The sequence below is a fragment of the Micromonospora rubida genome (assembly GCF_009908295.1).
Taxonomy (GTDB): Bacteria; Actinomycetota; Actinomycetes; order Mycobacteriales; family Micromonosporaceae; genus Micromonospora; species Micromonospora rubida.
This window is the reverse complement of record NZ_JAAALO010000001.1, coordinates 1004597-1028588: the sequence shown is the minus strand read 5'-3', so window position 1 is coordinate 1028588 and position 23992 is coordinate 1004597. Positions and strand designations below refer to the sequence as shown.

Annotated in this window: 16 protein-coding genes; 14 read left to right on the top strand and 2 right to left on the bottom strand. The window is 72.9% G+C overall.

Going from position 1 to position 23992, the window contains the following annotated elements:
* Window positions 1-2 precede the first annotated feature (2 nt).
* Together GVV04_RS03780 and GVV04_RS03775 are read right to left on the bottom strand one after the other, a co-directional pair.
* Window positions 3-1136, bottom strand: coding sequence for a sensor histidine kinase (locus tag GVV04_RS03780; protein WP_161684408.1), 1134 nt, complete (start codon window positions 1134-1136; stop codon window positions 3-5).
* A gap of 31 nt (window positions 1137-1167) precedes the next feature.
* The gene (locus GVV04_RS03775; protein WP_235965559.1) at window positions 1168-1704 is read right to left on the bottom strand and encodes a sigma-70 family RNA polymerase sigma factor; all 537 of its coding nucleotides are present in this window, start codon (window positions 1702-1704) and stop codon (window positions 1168-1170) included.
* 292 nt (window positions 1705-1996) lie between these two features.
* Here GVV04_RS03775 and GVV04_RS03770 point away from each other — a divergent pair, with 292 nt between their 5' ends.
* From GVV04_RS03770 to GVV04_RS03705, 14 genes are all read left to right on the top strand, one after another.
* A complete protein-coding gene (locus tag GVV04_RS03770; RefSeq protein ID WP_161684407.1) occupies window positions 1997-3412 on the top strand; it encodes a glycosyltransferase family 2 protein in 1416 nt (471 codons plus the stop codon).
* A gap of 88 nt (window positions 3413-3500) precedes the next feature.
* Entirely contained in the window at window positions 3501-4742 is a 1242-nt protein-coding gene (locus GVV04_RS03765) for a hypothetical protein (RefSeq protein ID WP_161684405.1), read from the top strand.
* Window positions 4743-4888: 146 nt separating this feature from the next.
* Window positions 4889-6910 carry a hypothetical protein gene (locus tag GVV04_RS03760; protein WP_161684403.1) on the top strand — a complete coding sequence of 674 codons (2022 nt, stop codon included), beginning with the start codon at window positions 4889-4891 and terminating at the stop codon, window positions 6908-6910.
* Entirely contained in the window at window positions 6907-10365 is a 3459-nt protein-coding gene (locus GVV04_RS03755) for a right-handed parallel beta-helix repeat-containing protein (RefSeq protein WP_161684401.1), read from the top strand. Before GVV04_RS03760 ends, GVV04_RS03755 begins: the two co-directional genes overlap by 4 nt.
* A gap of 156 nt (window positions 10366-10521) precedes the next feature.
* Window positions 10522-14499: a type VII secretion protein EccCa gene (gene eccCa / locus GVV04_RS03750; protein WP_161684399.1), complete on the top strand. Its 3978-nt coding sequence runs from the start codon at window positions 10522-10524 to the stop codon at window positions 14497-14499.
* On the top strand, window positions 14496-16568 hold the full coding sequence (locus tag GVV04_RS03745; RefSeq protein ID WP_161684397.1) for a glycosyltransferase family 32 protein: 2073 nt from the start codon (window positions 14496-14498) through the stop codon (window positions 16566-16568). The genes eccCa and GVV04_RS03745 overlap by 4 nt, the downstream gene beginning before the upstream one ends.
* 60 nt (window positions 16569-16628) lie before the next feature.
* Complete coding sequence (gene eccD, locus GVV04_RS03740) at window positions 16629-18032, top strand: type VII secretion integral membrane protein EccD (protein WP_161684395.1); 1404 nt, start codon at window positions 16629-16631, stop codon at window positions 18030-18032.
* 1 nt (window position 18033) lies between these two features.
* Window positions 18034-19461, top strand: coding sequence for a type VII secretion protein EccB (gene eccB, locus GVV04_RS03735; RefSeq protein ID WP_161684393.1), 1428 nt, complete (start codon window positions 18034-18036; stop codon window positions 19459-19461).
* A 75-nt stretch (window positions 19462-19536) separates the two neighbouring features.
* Complete coding sequence (locus tag GVV04_RS03730) at window positions 19537-19884, top strand: WXG100 family type VII secretion target (RefSeq protein WP_328822186.1); 348 nt, start codon at window positions 19537-19539, stop codon at window positions 19882-19884.
* A 57-nt stretch (window positions 19885-19941) separates the two neighbouring features.
* Window positions 19942-20229, top strand: a complete 288-nt coding sequence (locus GVV04_RS03725) for a WXG100 family type VII secretion target (protein WP_161684389.1) — start codon at window positions 19942-19944, stop codon at window positions 20227-20229.
* 84 nt (window positions 20230-20313) lie between these two features.
* Entirely contained in the window at window positions 20314-20691 is a 378-nt protein-coding gene (locus tag GVV04_RS03720) for a hypothetical protein (protein WP_161684387.1), read from the top strand.
* A gap of 53 nt (window positions 20692-20744) precedes the next feature.
* Window positions 20745-23156 carry a hypothetical protein gene (locus GVV04_RS03715; protein WP_161684386.1) on the top strand — a complete coding sequence of 804 codons (2412 nt, stop codon included), beginning with the start codon at window positions 20745-20747 and terminating at the stop codon, window positions 23154-23156.
* A 66-nt stretch (window positions 23157-23222) separates the two neighbouring features.
* On the top strand, window positions 23223-23648 hold the full coding sequence (locus GVV04_RS03710; protein WP_161684384.1) for a YbaB/EbfC family nucleoid-associated protein: 426 nt from the start codon (window positions 23223-23225) through the stop codon (window positions 23646-23648).
* Window positions 23645-23986 (top strand): hypothetical protein, encoded by a 342-nt coding sequence (locus GVV04_RS03705; protein WP_161684382.1) that lies wholly within the window; start codon window positions 23645-23647, stop codon window positions 23984-23986. The genes GVV04_RS03710 and GVV04_RS03705 overlap by 4 nt, the downstream gene beginning before the upstream one ends.
* Window positions 23987-23992: the final 6 nt, after the last annotated feature.

Below are 23992 nucleotides of genomic sequence, written 5' to 3'. Positions count from 1 at the left end.
GCTCAGACCGCAACGAACCCGGCTACCCGGGTGCCCTCGCCCGGGCTCGACCGGACCCTCAGCGTGCCGCCGACCGATCCCAGGCGGGCAGCCAGGTAGTGCAGCGGCATCCGCCCGCCGGTGTCGAATCCCGGCCCGGTGTCGGCCACCTCGAAGCTCAGCCCCCGCGCGGAGGTGCGCAGCGTCAGGGTGACCGCGGCCCCCGGGACGTGCTTGTGCGCGTTGCTGACCGCCTCCAGGCAGGCCAGGTAGACGGTGGCCTCCACCTCCGACGGATACCGCCGGCCGGTCATCAGCGGGTCGACGTCGAGGGTGACCGTGCCCAGCGGCTCCAGCCGGCCCGTCAGCGCGGCCACCAGACCATGGTCGGCCAGGGGCAGCGACAGCAGCCCGGTCGCCGTGGTGTGCAGGACCTCCTCGGTGCTGGCGAGCAGCTGCCGCAGGCGGTCGAGGTGGTGGGCGGCCTCGGTCGGCTCACCTGCGCCGAGCTGGTGCTCGACCATGGCCAGCGACATCTGGAGGGCGACCATGTGGTGCTGGGCCCCGTCGTGCAGGTCGCGCTCCAGCTGGTAGCGCTGCTGCTCGATCTCGCCGGCGGCGCGCGAGCGTGCGTCGGCGAGCAGGGCGGCGCTGCGGCCGATCAGCTTCCCGGCCTCGTCGGCGCGGAGCTGGGACTGGACGTCCGACAGCAGCAGGCGGGTCACCGTCAGCAGCTCGGGCCACCGGCGTAGCCGCTCGCCGGCCTCCGCCGGGCGGACGAAGACGTCGGCGAGGACCTGCCGCCCGTCGTCGAGCCGGATCCTCGTGGTGCCCCCGGGCGCGGTCGCTGCCGATTCCCGGCCGTCACCGGGCCGGTCCGGGTTGGCCCGGCCGGCGGGGCCCCAGTGGTACTCCCGCACGCCGTCCCGGGCCGCCGCCTCGGCCGGGTCGTCGACGGCCAGGAGGGGAAGCCGCAGGTGGAGGGCGACCGACTCGGCGCCGAGGCCCTCACCGAGCGCCCGGGTCAAGGCCGCGGCCTGGGCCCCCGGCGGCGACCCCGGCGGCAGACCGTGCACCGCCTCGACCACCCGCGCCACATTTTCCTGCGGGCCTGGTGTGCCGGGAGGCTTTCCGGCTCGCGCGGTCGAGCGGGGCATCGGATGACTATAGGGCGTGACGTTTGCGGGGTCACGCGGCGCTCAGCGCGTAATCCTCCCGGTCGGGCGGATCTGCCAGGGCGGCCCGGACCGCGCGCATCGCGTAGTGCACCCGGCTCTTGACCGTGCCCACCGGAACGCCGAGCGCCGCGCTGACCTCCGCCGCGGTCCGACCCTTGAGGTACGTCTCCACCAGTGCGGCCCGGTGCTGCGGCCACAGCACGCCCAGGACCTGCTCGACGAGGAGGGAGTTCACCACGTCGGCCGTCACGTCCGGCGCGGCCACCGTGCCGGCGTTCTCGATCTCGACCTCGGCCGGTCGCGACCGCTGCGCGCGGTACCCGTCCATCACCAGGTTGTGGACCACCCGGCGCAGCCAGCCCAGCACGGATCCCCGGTCGTCGGTGAGCCGGTCGATGTGCGTCCACGCCCGCAGGAACGCCTCCTGCACGACGTCCTCGGCGCGTGCGGCGTCGCCTCCGGTGAGTCGCTGCGCGTACTTCAGCAGGGGCTGCTGATAGGCGCTCATCAGGTCGTGGAGGCGCCGGTCGCCGTCCACGGCGCTCATCCGTCGCGTGCTCCCCACTCGTTCTGTCATGCCTCGACAGTGCCGCTGAACGTCCGTTCACCGATACCGGGTGATCCCTGTTCCCGAGGGGGTTGTCCCTCTGGTGGGGGGAGGGCTGTCCCTACCTCTGCGGCACCGGGCGGGTCGACCGCCCGAACGGTGAACCCGGCGGAGCCGCGACACCGTGACCCATGTGGAGGACCCCCACACCGCCTGGCCCTCGGACCGGTACCGCGCCCGGGCGATCGGGCTCGCGTGACGGCGCCGCGGCGCCCAGACTGAAGAGGTGGGCATGCAGGACACTGACTTCCCGGCCGTGGGCATCGGGATCACGACCCACAACCGGGGCGCCGTGCTCGAGATGGCGTTGGAGGCGATCCGCAAGTACGCGCCCAGCGGCGCCGCGATCGTCGTGGTCGACGACGCCAGCGACGAGCCGGTCGAGGAGGCTACCTTCCGCTTCGACACCAACGCAGGCATCGCCCGGGCCAAAAACAAGTGCCTGGAGCTGCTCGTCGAGCAGGGCTGCACCCACCTGTTCCTGTTCGACGACGACTGCTGGCCGCTCGTGGACGGGTGGGAGCGGCCGTACCTGGAGAGCCCCGAGCCGCACCTGATGTACATCTTCACCGACACCCCGGCGGGCCGGCTGACCGACTCGACCGAGGTCTATCGGGACGAGCAGCTCAAGGCGTACACGCATCCCCGGGGCTGCATGCTCTACCTCGAGCGGCGGGTGCTGGACCGCGTGGGCGGGTACGACACGCGGTACGGCCGGTGGGGGTACGAACACGTGGACATCTCCAACCGGATCTACAACGCCGGCCTGACCTCGTTCCGGTTCGCGGACGTGGTGGGCAGCGAAGAGCTCATCTTCAGCTGCGACGAGCGCACCGCCGTGGGCTCCAGCGTGCCCGCCGTCGAGCGCTTCCATCTGGTACGCGACCTCAAGACGCGGTCCGAGGCGAGCTACCAGTCGGCCGAGTACCGCGAGTTCCGTACCCGTGCCGTGGGCGCGGCGGCGACCCACGGCGTGGTCCTGACCACGTACCTGACCGCGCAGCCCGACCCGCAGCGCGGCACGGCCTGGACGCCGGACTACGGCGATCTGGACGAGTTGCGCCGCTCCGTCGAGCGGCATGGCCGCCGGCTCGTCGTCCTGCACGACTGCCTCGACGTCGCGGACACCGATCTGGTGACGCATGTGCGGGTGCCGGCCGGTGGCGCCGGCACCTCACCGTACTTCCACCGGTGGCTCTGCTACTGGCGCTACCTGCGCGAACACCCCCAGATCGACCAGGTGTGGTGCGTCGACGGCACCGACGTCGAAATGCTGCGCGACCCCTTCCCGGAGATGGACGACCGGCTGTACCTGGGCGACGAGCAGCAGCCGCTGTGCATCCCGTGGATGGTCTACCAGCACGGCGGCAGCACCAAGCTGTTGGAGTTCCTGTCGACCAACCGCGGCATCCAGCTGCTCAACGCCGGAATCGCGGGTGGGCGGCGGGAGACCGTCCTGGAGTTCTGCCGGGACGTGTTCGAGTTCTGCGCCTCCAACGCCCGCGAGGCCGGTCCGGTCGACATGGGCCCGTTCAACTACGTGGCCCGGACCTGGTACGCCGGGATGATCGTGCACGGACGCCAGGTCAACACCGCTTTCCAGCAGTACGACCGCACCAGCACCGAGTCGTGGTGGCGGCACAAGTAGGCGGTCACGTTCGCGGCCCGGTGAACCCATCCGGCCCCCGGGGACGTGCCACAGATGAATCCGGGCGCGGGAAGGAGGGGCGGTAACCGTGGACGTGGACTTGTCGCCGGACACTGCGCGGGGCGATGACCGCGACGAGGTGGCGGAAGCGAACCTGCACGTGCTGCTGCTGCGGCTGGCGGGAACGTTGCAGGACGGGCTGCTGACCGACATCCGTGGCTGGCTGGCCGAGGGCCGCCGCCGGGACGTGGCGCAGGCGCTGGCCTTCGAGGCGGTCTCGCAGCCGCTGCAACTCGCCGGCGACGAGATCGAGCTGCTGCGGGTGGAGCTGATCCGTGGCGGCGCGGGCACCGACCTCGCGCTGGCGCTGGAGGAGCTGCGCGGGGAGCGCCCGTCGGCCCCGTGGCTGTTCCGCTCGGCCCTGCCGACCGGTGCGGACGAAGCCGGGCTGGTGGTACGGCCGCTGGACCGCACCGGCGAGCCGCCGGAGGGCCTCGACGCGGTGGAGCGGGCGCTCGTGGCCGAGGCGTCGGGCGTCCCCGGTATGCGCGCGGTCTGGCACTCGTGGCGGATGCCGTCGAACGCGCGGCCATGGCAGGAGCCGGTACGCGTCGCGGTGGTCAGCGTCGACGACACCCTGGAATCGATGCCCTCGCTGACCGTCCGGCTACGTCGGGTCATGGCCGGGGCCGGCGACGCGGACGCCCAGGTGGAGGTCTGCTGGGCCGGGCTCGACGTGCCGTTCTACCAGACCCTGGCCCGCTCGTGCGGCGCCCTGCTGTGGGCGTCGAGGCCGGCGGCGCCGATCACGACCGCCCGGGTCTTCGACGGGGTGGACCCGGTCCGCGGCCCGTGGTTCACCACCAATCGACCGGTGATCGCCGACGGCGCCGAGCGTGACCAGTTGATCGCCGCCCTGAGCTCGGCCGTGGTCATCACGTGGAGCAGCGCCCAGATGGCCGACGTGCTCGCGCCCGAGCGCGGCGACATCGTGCCGCTGCACCTGCGCACCGACGGCAGTTGGGTCTGGAGCGACGCGGTGACCTACTACCTGGAGAACTACGGCCTCGCGCCGGACCCGGACCTGGCCGCGCACCTGGGCGGGCCGGGCCTCGCCGAGCCGGCCGAGCCGCTGGACGAGATCTCCGTCCACCGCGCGCTCGTGCACCTGTTCGACGGCCGGTCCGGTGAGGCCGTGTGGCAGCCACCCGACCCCGGTGAGGGCCCGCTGGACCCGGACCAGTCGTCGGACCCGCCGAACCCCTGGCGGTCGGACGAGCCGGCCGGAGCTGACCCGGAGACCGGGGCGGAACGTCCGGTGCAACCGTGAGCCAGTTGCCTGCCGACCTGGCAATGCGGCTGGCGGCTCGCTCGCCCCTGCCGTCGTCCTGGGGACGCCCACCGACCGGCCCGCCTGGGGGAGACCGGGGCGTAGGACGGTACCTGCGCCACGCGTCGCAGGTGATGGGGGCTGCGATGGCGCGCATCCGGGCGGCGGATGCCGGCTCGCGGGCCCTGGTGCTGGCTCCCGGGCCGTGGGAGGTGCCGGGGTCGATCACCCCCGGGCCGGCCGGCTGGTTCAGCGTCGCGGTCGAGGCGAACGCGACCGGTTTCCGGCTGGGCGGCCGGTCGCTCACCGCGGCCGAACTGGCCAACCTGGTCTGGCGCTGCCCCAACTGGCGGGGCCGGCCCGTGCTGCTGGTCACCCAGCCATCGGCGCCGGCCGACGGCGCCGGACCGCTGCTGCGCCAGTTGTCCGTCGACCTGGGCGCGCCGGTCTACGCATCGGACGCCGGTGTCCGCTTCACCTTCGGCCGCGCCCTCGCCGACGGACAGTTCTGGTGCTGGAGACCCGGAGCCGACGGCGACGGGCCGGAGCCGGTGGGCCGCGTCCTGCCCGCATCAGGATCGATGCGTGTGTACCAGGGCCCCGCGCTCGGGGAGGGGGCGGACGCCGTGGCGCCGCCGGTGTCCGGCCCGGCCCCGCCGCAGGTTTCCGGCCCAGTCCCGCCGCCCGCTCCCGGCCCAGCCCTGCCGCAGGCTCCCGGCCCGGCCCCGTCGCCGGCTTCCGGTCCCGTCCCGGCGCCGCCGCCAGGGTTGCGGCCCTTGGCGATGCCGCTGGTCGAGATCCCCCGCATCGACCTCGGCGTCCATCCGGTGGCACTGCCAACGGTCGAGACGCCCCGGCCGGGACTGGGCAGCCAGCGGCCGTCGATCACCGGCCCCACGGCCGACGGTGACATCGACGCCGCAGGCCCGTCGTCCCGTCCGACCGTCGAGCCCGTCGAGCCCGTCGAGCCCGTCGAGCCCGTCGAGCCCGTCGAGACCGCCGGGACTCCCGGGACCGCCGAAACTGTCGAGACCGTCGGGATTGCCGAGACCGTCGGGACCGGCCTCGGCCTGGGTGGGTCGCGGCCGGCGGAACCGTCCCGTCCGGTGGCGGCGACCAATTTCGCCCCGGCGGCGCTGCGGCCGGTGGAGCCGGTCCTTCCGCCGACGGCGTCCGGCCTCGGTCCGCCCGGTCCGGTGGCACCGATCCGCCTCGACCCGGCCGCGATCCGGCCGCTCCGGCCGGTCGGTGCGACCAGGGTCGAGTCGGGTGAGCGCCGGCCGGTCGGTGCGACCGGCCTCGACTCGGGTGAGCGCCGGCCCGCGGGGTTGTCCTGGTTGCCGGTCCGGGCCGGGACCGAGGACGGTGACCGTGAGCGGATGCGGTCCGCGCTGGGGTGGAAGTTCCAGGCGCACTCCCGGACCGTGGCCCGGGCGCTGTCGCTGCATCCCGGGCTGCGCAGCGCGACCGGGTCGCATGATGCCGTGGCGGGGCTCGTCGCGGTCCTGGCCCTGCTCGACGGGGTCGGCGAGCGGGTCAACGGCGCGCTGCGCGGCACGGCCCCGCCCGACGAGGACGTCCAGATGCTGGCCAGGTGCGCCTGCGCGGGGCTGGTACAACTACCCGCCGTCGGCGCACCTGTCTACGGTGCGGCACCGGCCGGGCTGGACGTCGCGGCCCTCTACCGCCCCGGCGAGGTGGTGGTGGAGCCCGCGTTCACCGAGATGTCATTGACCGGCGGCGCCGCCGGCGCCGGACCGCTCTACGCGATCTGGTCGGCCACCGCGCGGCGCCTCGACCAGCTGCGAGCCCCCCAGGATGTGGCCTCCGGCAGGGGGAGGGCGATGTTCGCCGCAGGTTCCCGGTTCGCGGTGCTCGGCGTCGAAGCAGCCGGACCGGCCGGTACGCCCTGCGTGCTGCTGCGCGAGATGGCCCTCGACCGTCCCGACAGCGCGTTCGACGATCGGGTGGCCCGGAAGCTGCGCGAGGCCCTCGCCGCCCGACCGGATCGGGCACAAACCTCGACACCACTGCCGTGGCCGCTGGGGTTCGACGCCGAAAACCGCCGGTTCGCGACCCGGCCGGGTTCCACCGGCACGGACCGCCCCGTGACGGCCGTACCGGGGGCGACGACGGCCATGACGGCGCGTAAAGGAGTGAGACCGTGACCACCAGCGTGCTGTCGGTGTCGGCGAGGGACACCGGATGCCTGGCCGACATCTCCCGGGCCCTGGCCTCGGCGGCCCCCGGCGACACCGTGGCGGTGCGTCCCGGGGTGTACCGCGAGGCGCCGCTGTTCCAGCGGGACGTCGTCCTGGTCGCCGAGGACGGCCCTGGCACCGTCACGATCGAGGTGCCACCCGGCGGGGCGGTACTGGCCGCCGGTGGGGAGATCCTGATCCGGGACATCGTCATTCGCGGCGGCGACGAGCAGTTGCCGCTGCTGCAGGTCGCCGCCGGCCGCTTGCGGCTGGAGGGATGCAGGGTCGACGCCGTCGGGCCGGCCGCCATTCACGTCTGCGGTGGCGCGGTGGAGATGGCCGGGGGCTCGGTCACCAACACCGGCGGCGCCGGCGTCATCCACGAGTCCGGCTCGGGCGGTTACACCGGTGTGCGCCTGCACGACATCGCCCGCTGCGGCGTCATGGTGGCCGGTGCCTGCGAACCGGTGTTCCGGGACTGCACCTTCACCGGGCTCGGGGAGGCGGCGCTGTTGGCCGTCGGTTCGAGCGCCCCCCGGCTGGAGGGGTGCCGCATCGACGAGGTGGGGCAGTACGCGGTCGTCGCGCAGCAGGCCAGCCGGCCGCACCTGATCCGGACGACCGTGGTGGGCGGCGAGGTCGGGTTGCTCGTCTCCGACAAGGCGACCCCGGTGGTGGACGGGTGCGAGATCCTGGACGCCCGGGCGCACGCCGTCGTGACGATGGCCGACGCGGCGCCCACGCTGTCCGGGTCGCTGATCGCCCGCGCCCGCGGCCACGGGCTGCGCTGCGTGGGCAACTCCGCGCCGCGGCTGAGCCGCTGCGAGATCCGCGAGTCCGGTGCGCCCGGGGTGCTGGTCACCGACGAGGCGGCACCGCAACTGGCCGGTGGGGCGGTGGTGGGATGCGCCGACGCCGGTGTCTTCCTGACCGGTCACTCGCGGGCGCGGTTGGACGGCGTCAGCGTGCGGGACAGCGCGATCGGTGTCGCGGTCGAGGAGGAGGCCGCCCCGCACCTGACCGGCCTGTCCATCGAGGGGGTCCGGTACGGTCTGCACGCCGCCGGCGGCGGCGGCCGATTCGAGGACGGTCACGTCACCGGTGCCAGCGCCGCGGGTGCCCGGGTCGCGGGCACCGCGGCCACGGCGCTGTTCAACTCCCGGTTCACCGGCTGCCGCATCGGCGTGGAGGTGGCCGGCGGTGCCCGAGCCGAGCTGTCCTCGCTGTCGGTGGAGGACTCCGGTGGCGCGGGCGTGCTGGCCGGCGGGCCCTGCGCGGTGACCGTGTCCCGCAGCCGCATCAGCGGCAGCCGGGGTCCGGGCGTGCGGGCCGGCTCCGGCAGCACGGTCGACGCGACCGACTGCGAGATCGTGGGCAACCAGGGACCGGGGGTCCTCGTCGAGACCGACCTGCCGGTCCGGCTGCGCGGCGGGGTGATTCGCGGCAACGGCGGCGTCGCGGTGGACGCGCCCAGCCCGAGGGCCGCCATCGAGGTGATCGACGTCGACGCCGGCCACAACGCCCTGCCGGTCCAGCTGCCGGCGCGGCCCGCCGGTCGCCCGCCGGCCGCAGGATCCGGCTCCCCGGCCACACCGGCCGCGCCCCACGCCGGCCTGGGGGGCACCGGCGCGGACGCGTGGCGGGAGCCGCCGGTGCCCGATGACACCATGCCGACCGCGCCGCCCGTCCCGACCGGCGCCGACCCGAGGCCGGACCCGTCGCGGAATCCGGCCGCCGGCCCCCCTGTCGACGGGGCGCCCGGTGGCGGGGGCGAGGGTGACGCCGTGGCGGCTCTCCTGGCTGAGCTGGATGCCCTGGTCGGGTTGGCCGGGGTCAAGCGCGAGGTCGCCACCCTGGTCGGGCTGAACCAGATCGCCAAGCGCCGGCGGGAGGCCCGGCTGCACGTACCGCCCATGTCCCGCCACCTGGTGTTCGCCGGGCCGCCCGGCACCGGAAAGACCACCGTGGCCCGGATCTTCGCCCGGGTTCTGGCCACGCTCGGGGTGCTCTCCGGCGGGCAGCTGGTGGAGGTGTCCCGCTCCGACCTGGTCGCCGAGCACGTCGGCGGTACGGCGGTCAAGACCACGGCGAAGTTCGAGGAGGCCCTGGGTGGCGTCCTGTTCATCGACGAGGCGTACACCCTCGCGCCCGACGGCGGCCACGACTTCGGCCGTGAGGCGGTCGACACGCTGGTGAAGCTGATGGAGGACCACCGGGACGAGGTCGTCGTGGTGGTCGCGGGGTACGCGCCGAACATGCGGACGTTCCTGGCCGCCAACCCCGGTCTGGAGTCCCGCTTCTCCCGCACCATCCAGTTCGACAGCTACTCCGACGACGAGCTGGCCACCATCGTCGAACGGCTGTGCCGCACCCATCACTACGTGCTGGAGTACGAGACGCGGCAGGCCCTGGTGCGGCACTTCTCCGAGCAGGCCCGGAGCGAGACGTTCGGCAACGCGAGACTGGCCCGGCAGGTCTTCGAGGACATGCTGGGGCGCCAGGCGTACCGGCTGTCGCACAACCCGCGGACCCCGGACATCGAGCTGGCCCGGTTGCTGCCGGAGGATCTGGGCGAGTCGTCGGCCGCGCAGCCGGAGCCGGCCAGCCGGCGGCAGGTCGTCGACGACCTGCTCGGGCGGCTGAACGCGATGGTCGGCCTGGACGACGTCAAGCGGGAGGTGGCCGACGTCATCGACCTGATCACCTCCACCGAGGCCCGGAACCGGGCCGGGCTGCCCACCCCGACCATCTCCCGGCATCTGGTCTTCGCCGGTGCGCCCGGCACCGGCAAGACGAGCGTGGCCCGGCTGTACGGGCAACTGCTCAACGCGATGGGCGTGCTGCGGACCGGTCAGCTCGTCGAGGTCTCCCGGGCCGACCTGGTCGGGCAGTACGTGGGGCACACCGCGGTCAAGACCACCGATGTCTTCAACCGGGCGAGAGGGGGCGTGCTCTTCATCGACGAGGCGTACGCGCTGGCCGGTGAGGGCAACGACTTCGGCCGCGAGGCGATCGACACGCTGGTGAAGCTGATGGAGGACCACCGGGACGACGTGGTGGTGATCGCCGCCGGGTACACCGGTGACATGCGGCGGTTCCTGGCCAACAACGTCGGCCTGGCCTCGCGGTTCAGCCGTCAGATCCCGTTCGCCTCCTACACCGCGTCCGAGCTCGTCTCCGTGCTGCAGACGCTGGCCCGGGACGGCGGCTTCGATTTCAGCAACGACAGCATCCCGCTGCTGTACCGGCACTTCGACGGCCTGACCCGGGACGAGACCTTCGGCAACGGCCGGTACGCCCGCCAGCTGCTGGAGCGGGCCATCACCAAGCAGGCCAACCGGCTGCGCGGCGGCGTCGCGCCGACGGTGGAGGAGATGCGGCAGCTGTGCGCGGCGGATGTGCGGGCGGCCGTGGCGGCCTGACCACGACCGTACGAGCGGCGTCGGCCGGCCTGGCCGGCCTGGCCGGCGCCGCCACACCGTGCCCGGCGGGCCGGCCGCACCGGGCCGCGGGTCGATGGATTTCGACGAACATGCCGGTACGGCAAACCCTTCGCGCCCCGGATCCGTGTTCTGAGTGTGAGCACCAAACCTTACCGGCGGCCGGCCCGCCGCAACGGACCCGAGCTCCCGCACGGCGACATCGCCCTGCAGGAGCCTCCGGTCGTCCCGGAGGCCCAGCCCGGCGGGTTCCGCTCGGTCGGGATGGTCCTGCCCACCCTGCTGATGAGCGGCGGGATGATGTTCATGTTCTTCGGGCGGGGCACGCTCGACAGCCCGATGGGCATGGTCATGATCGTGATGATGGGCGGCGGCATGCTGGGCATGGTCGCCATGCAGATGACGATGACCTCCGGCAACCGCAAGGACCAGATCAACGGTGACCGTCGCGACTACTTCCGTTACCTGTCGCAGACCCGCCAACAGGTTCGGGAGTACGCCGAGAAGCAGCGGGGCGCGCTGGCCTGGCGTCACCCGCACCCGGAGTCGCTGTGGTCGCTGGCGATGACCAGTCGGCTGTGGGAGCGCCGGCCGACCCACCCGGACTTCGCCGAGATCCGGATCGGGACCGGCTCCCAGCGCCTGGCGGTGCGCATCACCCCGGTGGAGAGCAAGCCGGTGGAGGACCTGGAACCGGTCTGCGCCAAGGCCCTGCGGCGGTTCATCAAGGCGTACGCGACGCTGCCCGACCAGCCGGTGGCGCTGTGCCTGTCGGGGTTCGCGCACGTGCGGATCGGCGGCGACCGGGACGTGGCGCTGGGCATGGTGCGCGCCATGCTCGCCCAGCTCGTCACCTTCCACGCCCCCGACGAGCTGCGCCTGGCGGTGTGCGTGGGCGCCGAGCAGGCCCCGCAGTGGGAGTGGGTCAAGTGGCTGCCGCACGCCAAGCACGCCTCCGACGCCGACGCGGCCGGTGCGGTCCGGCTGTGCGGCAGCACGCTGGAGGAGGTGGAGCGGCTGCTGGGCGCCGACTTCGCGGCCCGATCACGGTACGACGGCCAAGCCCAGCCCTCGCGCGACGAGCCGTTCGTCGTCGTGGTCTGCGACGGCGGGGTCATCCCGCCGGGCGCCCGGCTCGTCGTCTCCGGATACCGCAACGCGGTCCTGATCGACTTCGGCGGGCGCGGCGCGGCGGGGGACGAGCAGGTGCTCAATCTGGACGTGTCCGAAACGGACGTGCAGATGGTGGAGCGCGACCACGTGGGCCGGGAGGTGCGTACCCGGCTCGCCGCTCCGGACGGCCTGGACCCGGTGCGCCTGCGGGCCCTGGCGCGCATCATGGCCCGGCACGGCACCAAGGTCACCGGCGAGCAGCCCTCCAGCGGGCTCAACGCGGTCCTCGACCTGCCCGACCTGCTGAACATCGCCGATCTGGACGAGTTCGACCCCACCGAGCTGTGGCGCGGTCGGGCAGCGGTGGACCGGTTGCGGGTGCCGATCGGGGTGGCGGCGGACGGCTCCGCGATCGACCTGGACATCAAGGAGTCGGCCGAGGGCGGGATGGGGCCGCACGGCATGCTGATCGGCGCGACCGGGTCGGGCAAGAGCGAGCTGCTGCGTACCCTCGTGCTGGCCCTGGCCGCCACCCACTCCTCCGAGACGCTCAACTTCGTGCTCGTGGACTTCAAGGGCGGCGCCACGTTCGTGGGGCTCGACCGGCTGCCGCACGTGTCCGCGCTGATCACCAACCTGGCCGACGAGGCCGCGCTGGTCGACCGGATGCAGGCCGCCGTCCACGGGGAGCTGATCCGCCGGCAGGAGTTGCTGCGCCGGGCGGGGAACTTCAGCTCGGTGCGCGACTACGAGAAGGCGCGCGCGGACGGGATGGACCTCGACCCGCTGCCCACGCTGTTCGTCATCGTGGACGAGTTCAGTGAGCTGATCGCCGCGAATCCGGACTTCATCCAGCTGTTTGTCATGATCGGCCGACTCGGCCGGTCGCTCGCGGTCCACCTGCTGCTGGCCTCGCAGCGGCTGGAGGACGGCCGCATCCACCAGTTGGAGGGGCACCTGTCGTACCGCATCGGGTTGCGCACCTTCTCCGCGATGGAGTCGCGGGCGGTCATCGGCGTGCCGGACGCCTACGAACTGCCGGCCGAGCCGGGCAACGGATACCTGCGCTCCAGCGTCACCAGCATCACCCGGTTCAAGGCCGCGTACGTGTCCGGTCCGCACCGGGTACGCGGCGTCAAGCTGCATCACGCGGTGATCGCCAGCCAGGTCGTCCCGTTCACCGCCCGGCCCCTGTCGTTCTCGACGCCGCCGGTGAGCCAGGTGCCGGACCAGACGCCGGACCAGCCGGTCGACACCGGCACCACCGTGCTGCACGCGCTGGTGGACCGCCTCGTCGACCAGGGGCCGCCCGCTCACCAGGTCTGGTTGCCGCCCATGGAGCACGCGCCGACGCTGGACGAGGTGCTCCCGCCGCTGCTGCCCGATCCCGAGCACGGGCTGCGCCCGGTGGACGCGGGCCGGCAGACGTACCTGCGGGTGCCGCTCGGCCTCATCGACAAGCCGTTCGAGCAGCTGCGCGATCTGCTCGTGGTGGATCTGGGCGGTGTCGGCGGCCACGTCGGCGTCGCCGGGGGGCCGCAGAGCGGCAAGAGCACCCTGCTGCGGTCGCTGGTGTGCGGGCTGGCCCTGACCCACTCCCCGCACCAGCTGCAGTTCTACTGCATCGACTTCGGCGGTGGGTCCCTGGCCGGGCTCGCCGGCCTGCCCCACATCGGCGGGGTGACCGGCCGGCACCAGCCGGAGCGGGTGCTGCGGACGGTGGCCGAGGTCCGCTCGATCCTGGTCGACCGGGAACGCCGGTACGCGGAGCTGGGCATCCACGGTCGCGACATGTACCGGCAGGCCCAGGCGGCCGGCAAGATCCCGCAGGACCGCTTCGGCGACGTCTTCCTGGTGGTGGACGGATGGTTCACGCTGCGCCAGGAGTTCGAGGCGGCCGAGGAGATGGCCCGTGAGATCGCGGGGCGGGGCCTGAACTACGGCATCCACGTGATGTGCACGATGAGCCGGTGGTCCGAGCTGCACATGTCCATGCGGGACAAGATCGGCACCCGCCTGGAGCTGCGCCTGGGTGACCCGGTCGAGTCCGGGATCGACCTGCGCGCGGCGGCGCAGGTGCCCCGCCGGCCCGGTCACGGCCTGACCGAGTCGAAGCTGCACTTCCTGGGCGCGCTGCCCCGCATCGACGGCGTCCAGTCGGCCGAGGGGCTCGACGCCGCAGCCGAGGAACTGGTGTCGGCGATCGTGGACAACTGGCCCGGGGAGCGGGCCGCCGAGGTCCGGACGCTGCCACTGGCACTCCCGATGGACGAACTGCCGACGCCGGAGCCGGCGCGCGTCGCGCTGGGGGTCGACGAGGATCGGCTAGCGCCGGTGTGGCACGACTTCCGGGCGATGCCCCACCTGACCGTGCTCGGGGACACCGAGAGCGGCAAGACCAACCTGCTGCGCCTGGTGGCCCGCGCGGTCGCGGCGAGTCACACGCCGGCGCAGGCCCGCATCATGGCGGTCGACTACCGGCGGCAGCTCTTCGACGACATCCCGGAGGCCTACCGGTTGGGCTACTCGGTCTCCCCGGACAGCACCCGGAACACGGTGGGGGAGGCGCTCGCCGGGCTGGCGCAGCGGGTGCCAGGCCCGGACATCACCCCGGAGCAGCTGCGCGCCCGCGACTGGTGGAGCGGCCCCGAACTGTTCGTCCTGGTGGACGACTACGAGCTGCTGGCCGGGCACGACAACCCGCTGGCCGGGCTGATTCCGCTGCTTCCCCAGGGCGGCGACATCGGCCTGCACGTGGTCGTCGCCCGGGCCGCCGCCGGGGCGATGCGGCTGTCGATGGACCCGCTGCTGCGGCGGATCCAGGAGCTGAACACCCCGGACGTCGCCCTGTCCTGCCCACCGACCGAGGGCCCGCTGCTGGGCAGCACCAAGCCCCGGTCGCTGCCGCCGGGACGGGCCCAGCTGTGCACCCGGCGCGGCAGCCGGCTGATCCAGACCGCCCTGGTCCCGGCCCCCGCCGACCAGACCAGCTCGGACCGATGACGCGCACCGGCACCCGCCCGCGCCCGTCGGGCACACCGTCGACTCCCGGGCCCGACCGTCCCGTTGCCGCTGCTGTCGCCGCCGCCCCGCCGCCCCATCTGGTCCCCGGGCCCGATCGGACGGCTGCCGTCCCGCCGCCGCCCCGTCCGGTTTCCGGGGCGGCGGAGGAGCTGGCGCGGCGGCTGCGGACCGTGGCCTGCCTGCCCGGGCCGTCGGCCGTGCCGACCGCGTGGCCGTGCGACGGGGCGCTGCTGGGCTGGCTGCGCCAGTTGACCTACCCCGGCCTGTACACCTGGTCGGTCGAGGAGAACCTGGCTCGCCGCTGGATCGGCGGCGACATCTTCCACACCCGGCGCGCGCCCGACGCGCCGGGCTTCCTCACCGGCGTCGACCTGCGCCGCCTGCCGCCGTACCTGGTCGCGCCGCTGTTGCGGCGGATCAGTATGACCCGTGCCGCACCGCGCGCCGCCGACCTGACGCCCGACGCCCTGGCCGCGGACGCCGGCCGGGTCAGCACGTACGCGCGGGCCGGCTCCGACCGGCGCTGGGGGCAGCCGGAGCAGACGCCACCGCTGCCGGAGACCACCGTCATCCCGCACGTCGTGCACGGCATCTGGCTCGGCCGGGCGCTGCCCGCGACGAACAGCTTCTGGGTCAACTACGGTGCCGCCGCCGCCCACTACGCCGGCGAGGTCGACTTCGTACTGTGGACCGACATCCCCCGCGCCCGGTTCGACGCGGCCCGCGTGCCCCCGCCCGCCCGGCCCGACCCACCCGGCAGGCCCGACCCGCTGGCCCCGGTCCGCGACCTGCTCGCGTGGGCCGCCACCCACGGCATCCACCTGGTCAACGTGTCCGAGGTGTTCCACGCGAGCGCGCCGATGACCCTGCACACCCCGTTCGCCCTGGAGCTGGGTCAGCGGTCGCCGCAGGCCTTCGCGGCCGCCAGCGACCACCTGCGGGTCGAGGTGGTGCACCGCTTCGGCGGCCTGTACGCCGACGGGGACCTGCACTTCCTGCCCGACGTCGCGGCCCCGCCCGAGGAGGCGGCCGGCGGCCCCGACCGTGCCGACGCGGTGCCGGCCGACGAGGCGGTGCCGACCAACGACGCCGTGCCGACCAACGACGCCGTGCCGACCAACGACGCCGTGCCGACCAACGACGCCGTGCCGGGTGACGATGCCGGGTCGGGCGGCGGCGGGAACGGGTACCGGCTGTTCCGTGGCCGGTGGCGGGGCCGGCCGGACGCCGACGGGCCGACCCGGCTGCCGGCGCTGTTCGACCGGGTCGCCGCGTCGCCGCACGGGTTCACCCTCAACGCGCTCACCGACGAGATCGTCCTCAACGACGTCATCCTGGCGCCGTCGGGGCATCCCGCGCTGGCACTGTGGCTGGAGGGCGCGCGGTACAACTACCTGCGGGACCAGCGGACGATGTTCGCCGCCGGTGAGCCCGCGCAGCCCGGCCCCGGTCCTGGCGGTGAGCCGGAGCGGCCCGCCAGCCTTGTCGGTGAGCCGGCGACGTGGACCTGGGCGGTCACCCCGGGACGGACCGGCCGGGTCCACCACTGGCTGCTGGCGAGGCTGGGCATCACCGCCGCCGAGCTGGTCAAGCCGGCGCCCGCGGTGCGCGGGAACAGCGAGCTGAGCTGGCTGCCGCCGGTGACCGGCGAGCCACCGGTCGCCTGCCTGGACCCGGATCCGCTGCCGACGCTGATCGACTGCGTGAACCTGCTGCGCTGGCAGTACCTGTCGCGTGGTGGGGACCTGGCCCTCACCGCCGTCGCCCCGCTGATCCGTGGGCTGCCGGACCCGGACCTGGCGTGGACCGCGCTGCTGCTCGCCTTCGGGGACCTCAGCACCGACCTCGGGGCGGTCACGTCGGTCACCGACCGCCGGCGCAACCAGGACCAGACCCTGGATGTCGTCGCGCTGCCGCCCGAGGCGGAGGCGCTGCTGGACCGTACCGCCGAACCAGACATCTGGTTCGGCTCCGAGGCCGGCACCGGCCGGGAGTTCTGGTTCCTGGGCGCGCGGACCGTCCCGGCCCGCCTGCGGACGGCGCGGTGACATGCCACCGCTGCCCGCCGAGACGGTGAACTCCGTACGAGAGCCAGGCGTGCTAGAGATATGAGCCAGGATCGCGGGGAACTCTGTCGGCTGCTGGTCGTGGGACCGACCAGCCAGGTCGACGTGAGCCTACCCACCCACATCCCGCTGGCCGACATGATGCCGGCCCTGCTGAGCGCACTCGGCCCCGACCTCGCCGACCGGGGGCTGGAGCACAGCGGCTGGATCGCGCGCCGGCTCGGCGGGCCGGCGTTGGACGAGTCGCGCACCGTCGCCGATCTGGAGCTGCTCGACGGGGAGATGGTCTACGTGCGTCCCCGCACGGACCAGATTCCGCCGTTGGCCTACGACGATCTCATCGACGGCGTCTCGGCCGGCATCAAGAAGCGGTCCGGGCTGTGGCGTCCGCAGACCACCCGGCTGGCCGCGTTGCTGCTGTTCGCCGTCTGGTTGGGCGCGGGTCTGGCTGCGATGCAGGGGTGGCGGGACGACGGGAGCCGCACGGTGCTGCTCGCGGCCTCGGCGGTGCTCTGCTGCGCCGCCGCGTACGCCGTGGCCCACAGGCTGGCCGACCGGGTGCTGGCCGGCATCCTGGGCGGCGCCTGCGTGACCGCGACGGTGCTCGTCGCCCTCGACGTGGTCGCGCAGAAGCTCTCGGGTGCCGAGGCCGAATCGGCCCTGACCGGGCTGATCTTCGTGGGGGCCACCGTCGGTGCGGTCACCGCGCTGCTGGTGTGCCTGTTGGTCGTTCCGCAAACCGGCAGGTGGCCGGTCATCGTCGGGCTGGCGTGCCTGTGGTTGCTCGTCACGGCTGCTGGCCTGTTGCGCGAGCAGGCCGGGCTGGGCTGGACCGCGGTCGCCGCGGTCCTGGTCACGGTGACCACGGTGCTGCGGCTGGCCGTGCCGGCGGCCACGTTCAAGCTCGCCGGCTTCACCCTGCCGGAGATGCCGGTCGAACCGGCGGAGCTGCAGAAGGACATCGAGCCGCACCCGGCGGCCGACGTGCTCGACGGGGCCGCCCTCGCGGACCACTTCATGACCGCCCTCTACACGGTGCTGGGGCTGGTCTCCGGGGTCGCGATGGTGTGGCTGGTGACCGCGCCGGGCTGGTCCGCCCCGTTGGCCGCCTGGCTGGCCGCCGCCGCCCAGATTCTCGTCACCCGCGCGATGACCAGCACCTGGCACCGGCTGGCGCTGGCCGGCCCGGCGCTGGTCGCCATGGTGGTCTGGTGCGTGACCGCAGCCGGTGGCCGGGGCACGTCGGCCGCGCTGTCGGCCATCGGCTTCTGCCTCGCCCTCGTGCTGGTCTGCGGTGCGGCTGCCCGGATGGCCAGCCGCCGACGGTTCAATCCGATCTGGGGCCGGTTGGGCGACTGGACGCACACCGTCGCGGTCGCCGCGCTGCTGCCGACGGCTGTGGTGATCATGGGTGTGATCGCGGTGATCCGGGCACGGGTGGGCTGACATGGCCTCCCGTCGGGATCAGGTGGATGCGCAGCGGCACATGATGGCCCGGGTGACCGGGGCGCTGGTGCGGGCCGAACCGGAGACCTCCGAGTCGCCGACCCGGCGGGACCGCACCGGCACCCTCGTCGGTGTGCTGCTCGGGGTCCTGCTGCTGGGCGTGGTCGCGATCTGGGCGATCTTCCCCGGGTCGTCGGGCTCGACCAAGTGGCAGCAGGCGGGCATGCTGGTCGTGGACGCCTCGACCGGAGCGCGGTACGTGCTGGTCTCCGGCCAGCTGCGGCCGGTGCACGACCTCGCCACGGCCACGCTGCTCGCCGGTAGCCGGCTCACCCCGATCACGGTGGACTCGTCCCAGCTCGGCAAGGTCTCCAGGGGCGAGCCCGTGGGCACGCCGGGCGGGCCGCAGGTCCTGCCGCCGGAGCGGATCAACCAGGGCGTGTGGCGCGTCTGCGACCAGGGCGCCGCGGGGGTCGTGGTGGACATCGACGTACCCGCGGCCCCGGCCCCCCTCGACCCGGGTGAGGCCCTGACGGTCATCGCGGCCGAGCGGACGTACCTGCTGTGGGGCGGGCGGCGACTGCTGCTCGGCCAGGCCTGGGTGGCCGACGTGCTGGGGCTGGGGCTGTCGGCCCCGGTGCCGGTCGCCCCGTCCTGGATCGACCTGATCCCGCTCGCCGGCAGCGCCGGCCCGGCGGTCGTTCCGGACGCCGGCAGACCCGGGCCGACGGTGGCCGGCCGGCGGACATCGGTCGGTGACCTGTTCCGCGTCGACCTGGGTAACGGGACGGTCGGCCAGTACCTGATGACCACCGACGGGCTGGCGCCGCTGACTGCCACCGAGTACCTGCTGGAGCGGGCCCGGCCGGGCTCCTCCGGGGAGACCACCATCACCCCGGCCGACCTGGCCGCCACCCCCCGGCGCACCCTGGCCCGTCCGCTGACCACGCTGCCGGCGACCCCGCCGAAGCCCCGGGCCGCCCCGGACGGCACCGCGGTCTGCCTGGAGTTCACGGGCCGGTCCGAGGACGGGCCGACGGTCGTGCTGACGACCAGGGTCGCCGTGCCGCCGGCCGCCGGCGGGGAGACCACACCCGGCGGCGGGGCCAAGCCCGGCGGGGAGACCACACCCGGCGGGGAGGCCAAGCCCGGCGGGGAGGCCAAGCCCGGCGGTGGGACCAAACCCCGGGCGACGGTGCGGGTCGCGCCGGGCGGAGGTGCCCTGCTGCGGCCTGCGGGCGAGGCCCCCGCCTGGCCGGCGCAGCAGCCGCCGAACACCCTCGTCGACGAGCGGGGCGTCAGGTACCAGGTCGCCGCAGCCGACCTCACCGCCCTGGGGTACGCGCCCGAGCAGGCCGTCGTGATGCCACCGGCGCTGGTCGGCCTGCTGCCGACCGGCCCCGCTCTGGTCCGCCCCGGAGGGGGGTGACGCCGCCAGCTCCACGAAGCCGATCCCACCGGCCCCCCCGGGGCACCGCACAACACATCACCCACCCGACCGGCGATGGGACATCGCCGGAGCGCAGACAGGGAGAGCAGCATGGCAGCAGGGGGAATTGTCGCTGATCAAGCGACTATCACCGGCATGGTCAGCCAGTTCAACACCACCCAGGGCGAGTGCAAGAACATCGCGGCGGCGGTCGAGAGCGCGCGCGCCGAGCTCCTCATGAAGTGGCAGAGCGACGCGGCCGCGCCGAAGTTCCTACAGGCCATCGACCAGTGGATGGCCGGCTTCCAGCGGGTCCGGCAGAGCCTCGACCTGCTCAACGAGAACATGCAGACCTACTCGAACCTGACGGCCTCGACCGAGGACACCACCACCTCGTATGCCGGCGGATGGGCCACGCCCTGACGCCGGACCCGCCGACCCGCCTACCCATCTGACAGCGAAACGTGAAGGAGGCCGAGGATGGCCAACTACAACATCAATCCCGCCGCGGCGACGGAGGTCGTTCAGGAACTCGTCGCGGTGACCGGCAAGCTGGATGATTCGCTGCAGGCGCTGCAGGTCTCGGTGCAGCGGTTCACAGTGGCCAACAACGGCCAGGCGCCCGAGGCCTACGCCGCTGCCCAGGCACAGTGGAACCAGGGCCAGATCGAGATGAAGGCGGCCCTGGGCGTTGGCCAGCAGCGCCTCCAGGAAATCATTCACGCCTACGTCAACGGCGACAACAGAGGCACGGCAATCTTCAGTTAGGCCCCAACGTCCGGACGCGTCGCGGTCTGGTGCGCCGGCCTGCATCGGGGCACCGGGCCGCGACTTCCGCTGGGAGGAAATGCGATGAAGAACAATCCGATCGTCATCAACGAGGAATACCTCAAGAAGCTGCAGAAGACCTACTCCGACCAGGTGGACAGCATCGACGAGCTGTACGGCAAGGTCTTCAAGTACGGTAATCTTCCGGAGTCGAACGTCGACCTGACCAAGCCGTTCGTGATGAGGCTCGGAGGGGCGAACTTCTCCGAGGCGGTGGACGTGGTGGCCTCGATCGACGGTGTCCGGTCGGGGGTGGCCGGGCGGATCAAGAGCGCGCGCGGGGAGATCTACACGCTGGAGCACGGGGTCAAGTTCCTGCTGGCCGACTCCGAAGCCACTGAGCAGTTGAGCACGCTCAGCGCCGAGCAGTTCGAGTACTTCATGCCCAAGTCGGCGGGATAGTAATGACCAACATCAGTACGATCGAGGATGTCCTGGAGAGCATCCTCGGTCTCGTGCTCGGCGGCGCGCCCGGACAGCACAGCCTGGCCACATCCTCCGGCAGCGGAGGCGGCCAGTCCGGGGCGGGCAAGAGCGCGATCAACGGCGCCTTCCGGCCGGCCGCCGTCAGGGGCTCCGGGTCCTGGCTGATCGCGCAGTCGTCCACGCTCACTCACACCGGCGGCTGGGCGCCGGAGTACAACAAGGACGCGGTCACCTTCTACCGGTGGTATGACTCAGCCGGCGCCACGAAGAAGATCACCCGCGTGACGGTGTGGGTGGGAGTGACCAACAGAGACAACAAGCAGGGGCAGGAACGCAACACCGACGATCCGAACGCGACGGTCAATGGCGCGGCCAACCCGGTCATCGCCCTGGGCACCGCCTGGGAGCGGGTGCGCAACGAGATTCCCCAGGTGGCGGGGAGGGGCACTTCGTTCGACCCGGACTCGCTGCAGGCCGTCCGGCAGGTGTTGACCTTCCTGACCACCCGCGCCACGAGCATCTCCGGCACCCTGTCGACCCAGGTCAAGCAGGTGAACATCAAGAGCCCCGAATTCAAGGGCTCCGCGGAGTCGGCCTGGTACCACCGAGTGCTCACCGCGAACCACTACCTCAGCGACATCCAGACCCAGAACAAGCGGTGGGATGGCGCGCTGAGCTCGATGGTCACGGCGTCCGAGGCGTTCGTCAAGGCCCTGCTGACCGCCACCAGCACGTGGTCCCAGATCACCCCGATCGGCACCTGGCAGCATCCGTACCGGGTCATCGCGGCCATGTTCAACGGCAGCACCCTCCAGTACGGAGACAGCGGGAACAACCCCTCGAACGCGTGGAACCTCGGCACCCAGTACTCGGACGCCGCGAGCAAGTACACGTTCGAGGAGAACGGCGACGCGAACGAGCCCACGGTGCTCTGGACCCCGCCGGGATGGCTGGGCTGGCAACCGTTCGACGCGTTCAACCTCGGCGAGTGGAACAGGCTGGAGGTGCATCTGCGCCAGAAATGGGTCGACAACCTCATCACCACCTTCGCGCCCGTGCTCACCGAGGCGGCGAAACTGGTGACGGCGTTCACGGGTGCGCGCAACCAGCTGACCGTCACGGCCCCGGATCCGGTGCCGCCCCTGCCGATGCCCAACCAGGCCGCCGGGCCGAACGGGTACAACCCGTTCGCGAATATCGGCAATCCGTTTGCCAACATCGGCAATCCGTTCGCGAATATCGGCAATCCGTTCGCCAACATCGGTAATCCTTTTGCGAACGTCGGCAATCCGTTTGCGAACGTCGGTAACCCGTTTGCGAACGTCGGTAATCCGTTCGCCAACGTCGGCAATCCGTATGCGAATACGCCGAGTGGTGCGGGGGCGAACTTCGGGTTGGATCCGTTTGCGAACACGCCGGGTGGTGGGGCGTCGAGTTTCGGGCTGAATCCGTTCGCGAACACGCCGGGTGGTGGGGCGTCGAGTTTCGGGCTGAATCCGTTCGCCAACGCTCCGGGCAGTGCCGGGTTCCAGGCGTCGAGTCCGTTCACCAACGGCGGCGGTGTCGGGTCCTCCCCGCAGTCGCTGGGCGGGCTGACGTCGGATCAGCTCCGACAGCTGGACTCGGCGGGACTGCTCGACAACGTGCCGCTTACCCCTGAGCAGGCAGATTTCCTGCGCCGTAACGGCCTCGGGGTCCCGGCCGGCGAGAACCCGATGCTGGGTCAGCTCACCCCGGCGCAGCTCGACGCGCTACGGCGGGCCGGGCTGCTGGACGAGACTCCGCTGACCGCTGCGCAGCGGGCCAACCTCAACCTGCCGAACGCGGTGGGGGGCCTGCAGCAGCTGGAGACCTGGCCGACGTCCCCGGTGGACACCAGCAAGTTCCCGACGAAGGTCGACGGCCTGGACGTGTCGCCGCTCCCGCCGAAGACCGGTGCGGACATGGTCATCGGAGACGTGAGCCTGCCCGGCGCGGGGGCACACCCGACCATTCCCGGTCTGGTGGTCGGCACCGGCGGCCTGTCCTCGGTGCCCGGCGTGTCCGGCACACCGGGCGGGCTGAGCCAGGCCGGGCTGGGCCTGGCCCCCGGCGGGGCGGGGACCGCCGGCATCGGCAAGGGGGTGGGTGGCGTGCCGGGCGCGGTCGGGAACACCGGCCTGCCCGGCGGATCGAACGCGGCCGCGCAGATGGGCGGCGGCATGCCCTTCATGCCCGGAATGATGGGCGGCCCCGGCATGGGGGGCAACCAGGACCGGGAGCGCCAGCGCAACACCTGGCTCAAGGAGGACGAGCGGGTCTGGGGGACCGATCCGGAGTGCGCGCCCGCGGTGATCGGCCGGCGGGGAAAGCCGAACCGGGGCGAGGACGACGAGTACCCGACGTCCGGCGACGTGCGGAACCCGACGCAGGACGAACGCCGCCCGTACCGGGGACGGTGATCAGCCGGGGCGCCGGGTGAACCCGGCGCCCCGGTTCGGGCGTGAGGCTTACAGAGGAGGTGCCCGATGGGATCACTGGGGGATGAGGAACTGCTGGCCGAGATGAGGTCGGCGCTGGAGCAGGTCCAGGCCGCGTCCGATCGCGTACGCCAGCAGGTGCAGCAGGCGAAGATCACCGTCCGGGACAAGGAGCGGCTGCTGTCGGTGACCGTGGGTGGGCAGGGTGAGCTTCAGCAGCTCACTTTCCACGGCGACGCGTACCGTCGGCTCGCACCGGCCGAGCTGGCGGACCTGATCGTGAAGACCGCCGGGCGGGCGCGTGACGACGCCCAGCGCAAGCTGATGGCCAGCACCGCCGCGCTGACCGATGATCTGCCCCGACTGCACGACACCGCGCGCCAGGCGGCCTCGGTCGACGAGCTGATCGAGGGCATCGTGGGCATGGTCAGCGCCGCGGGCGACGGGTCGCCGGGCGCGGGGAGGACCGCATGAGCGGGTCGATCGAGTTCTCCGGGGACGCGCTCGCCCAGCGGGTGCCGCTGCTGGGCCAGTTCCGGACGGACCTGGAGAACACCCTCACGCCGCTGGTGGACATCGCGGCGTGCCGGTGGGCCGCCGGCGCGCCCGCCGACGACGAGTTCACGATGCAGGTCCGCGAGGCCGTGCGGAAGATGATGGCCGAGTACGTGCTCCCGGCCTACGTCCAACTCGGTGAGTCGGTGGGTCTGCAGGGCGACAAGCTGGATCTGGTGCGGCGCATCGGTGAGCAGACCGAGTCCGGCAACAGCGAGATCGCCGGCGGATGGGGCGGCGGCAGCCGGCACGGCTGAGGTCCC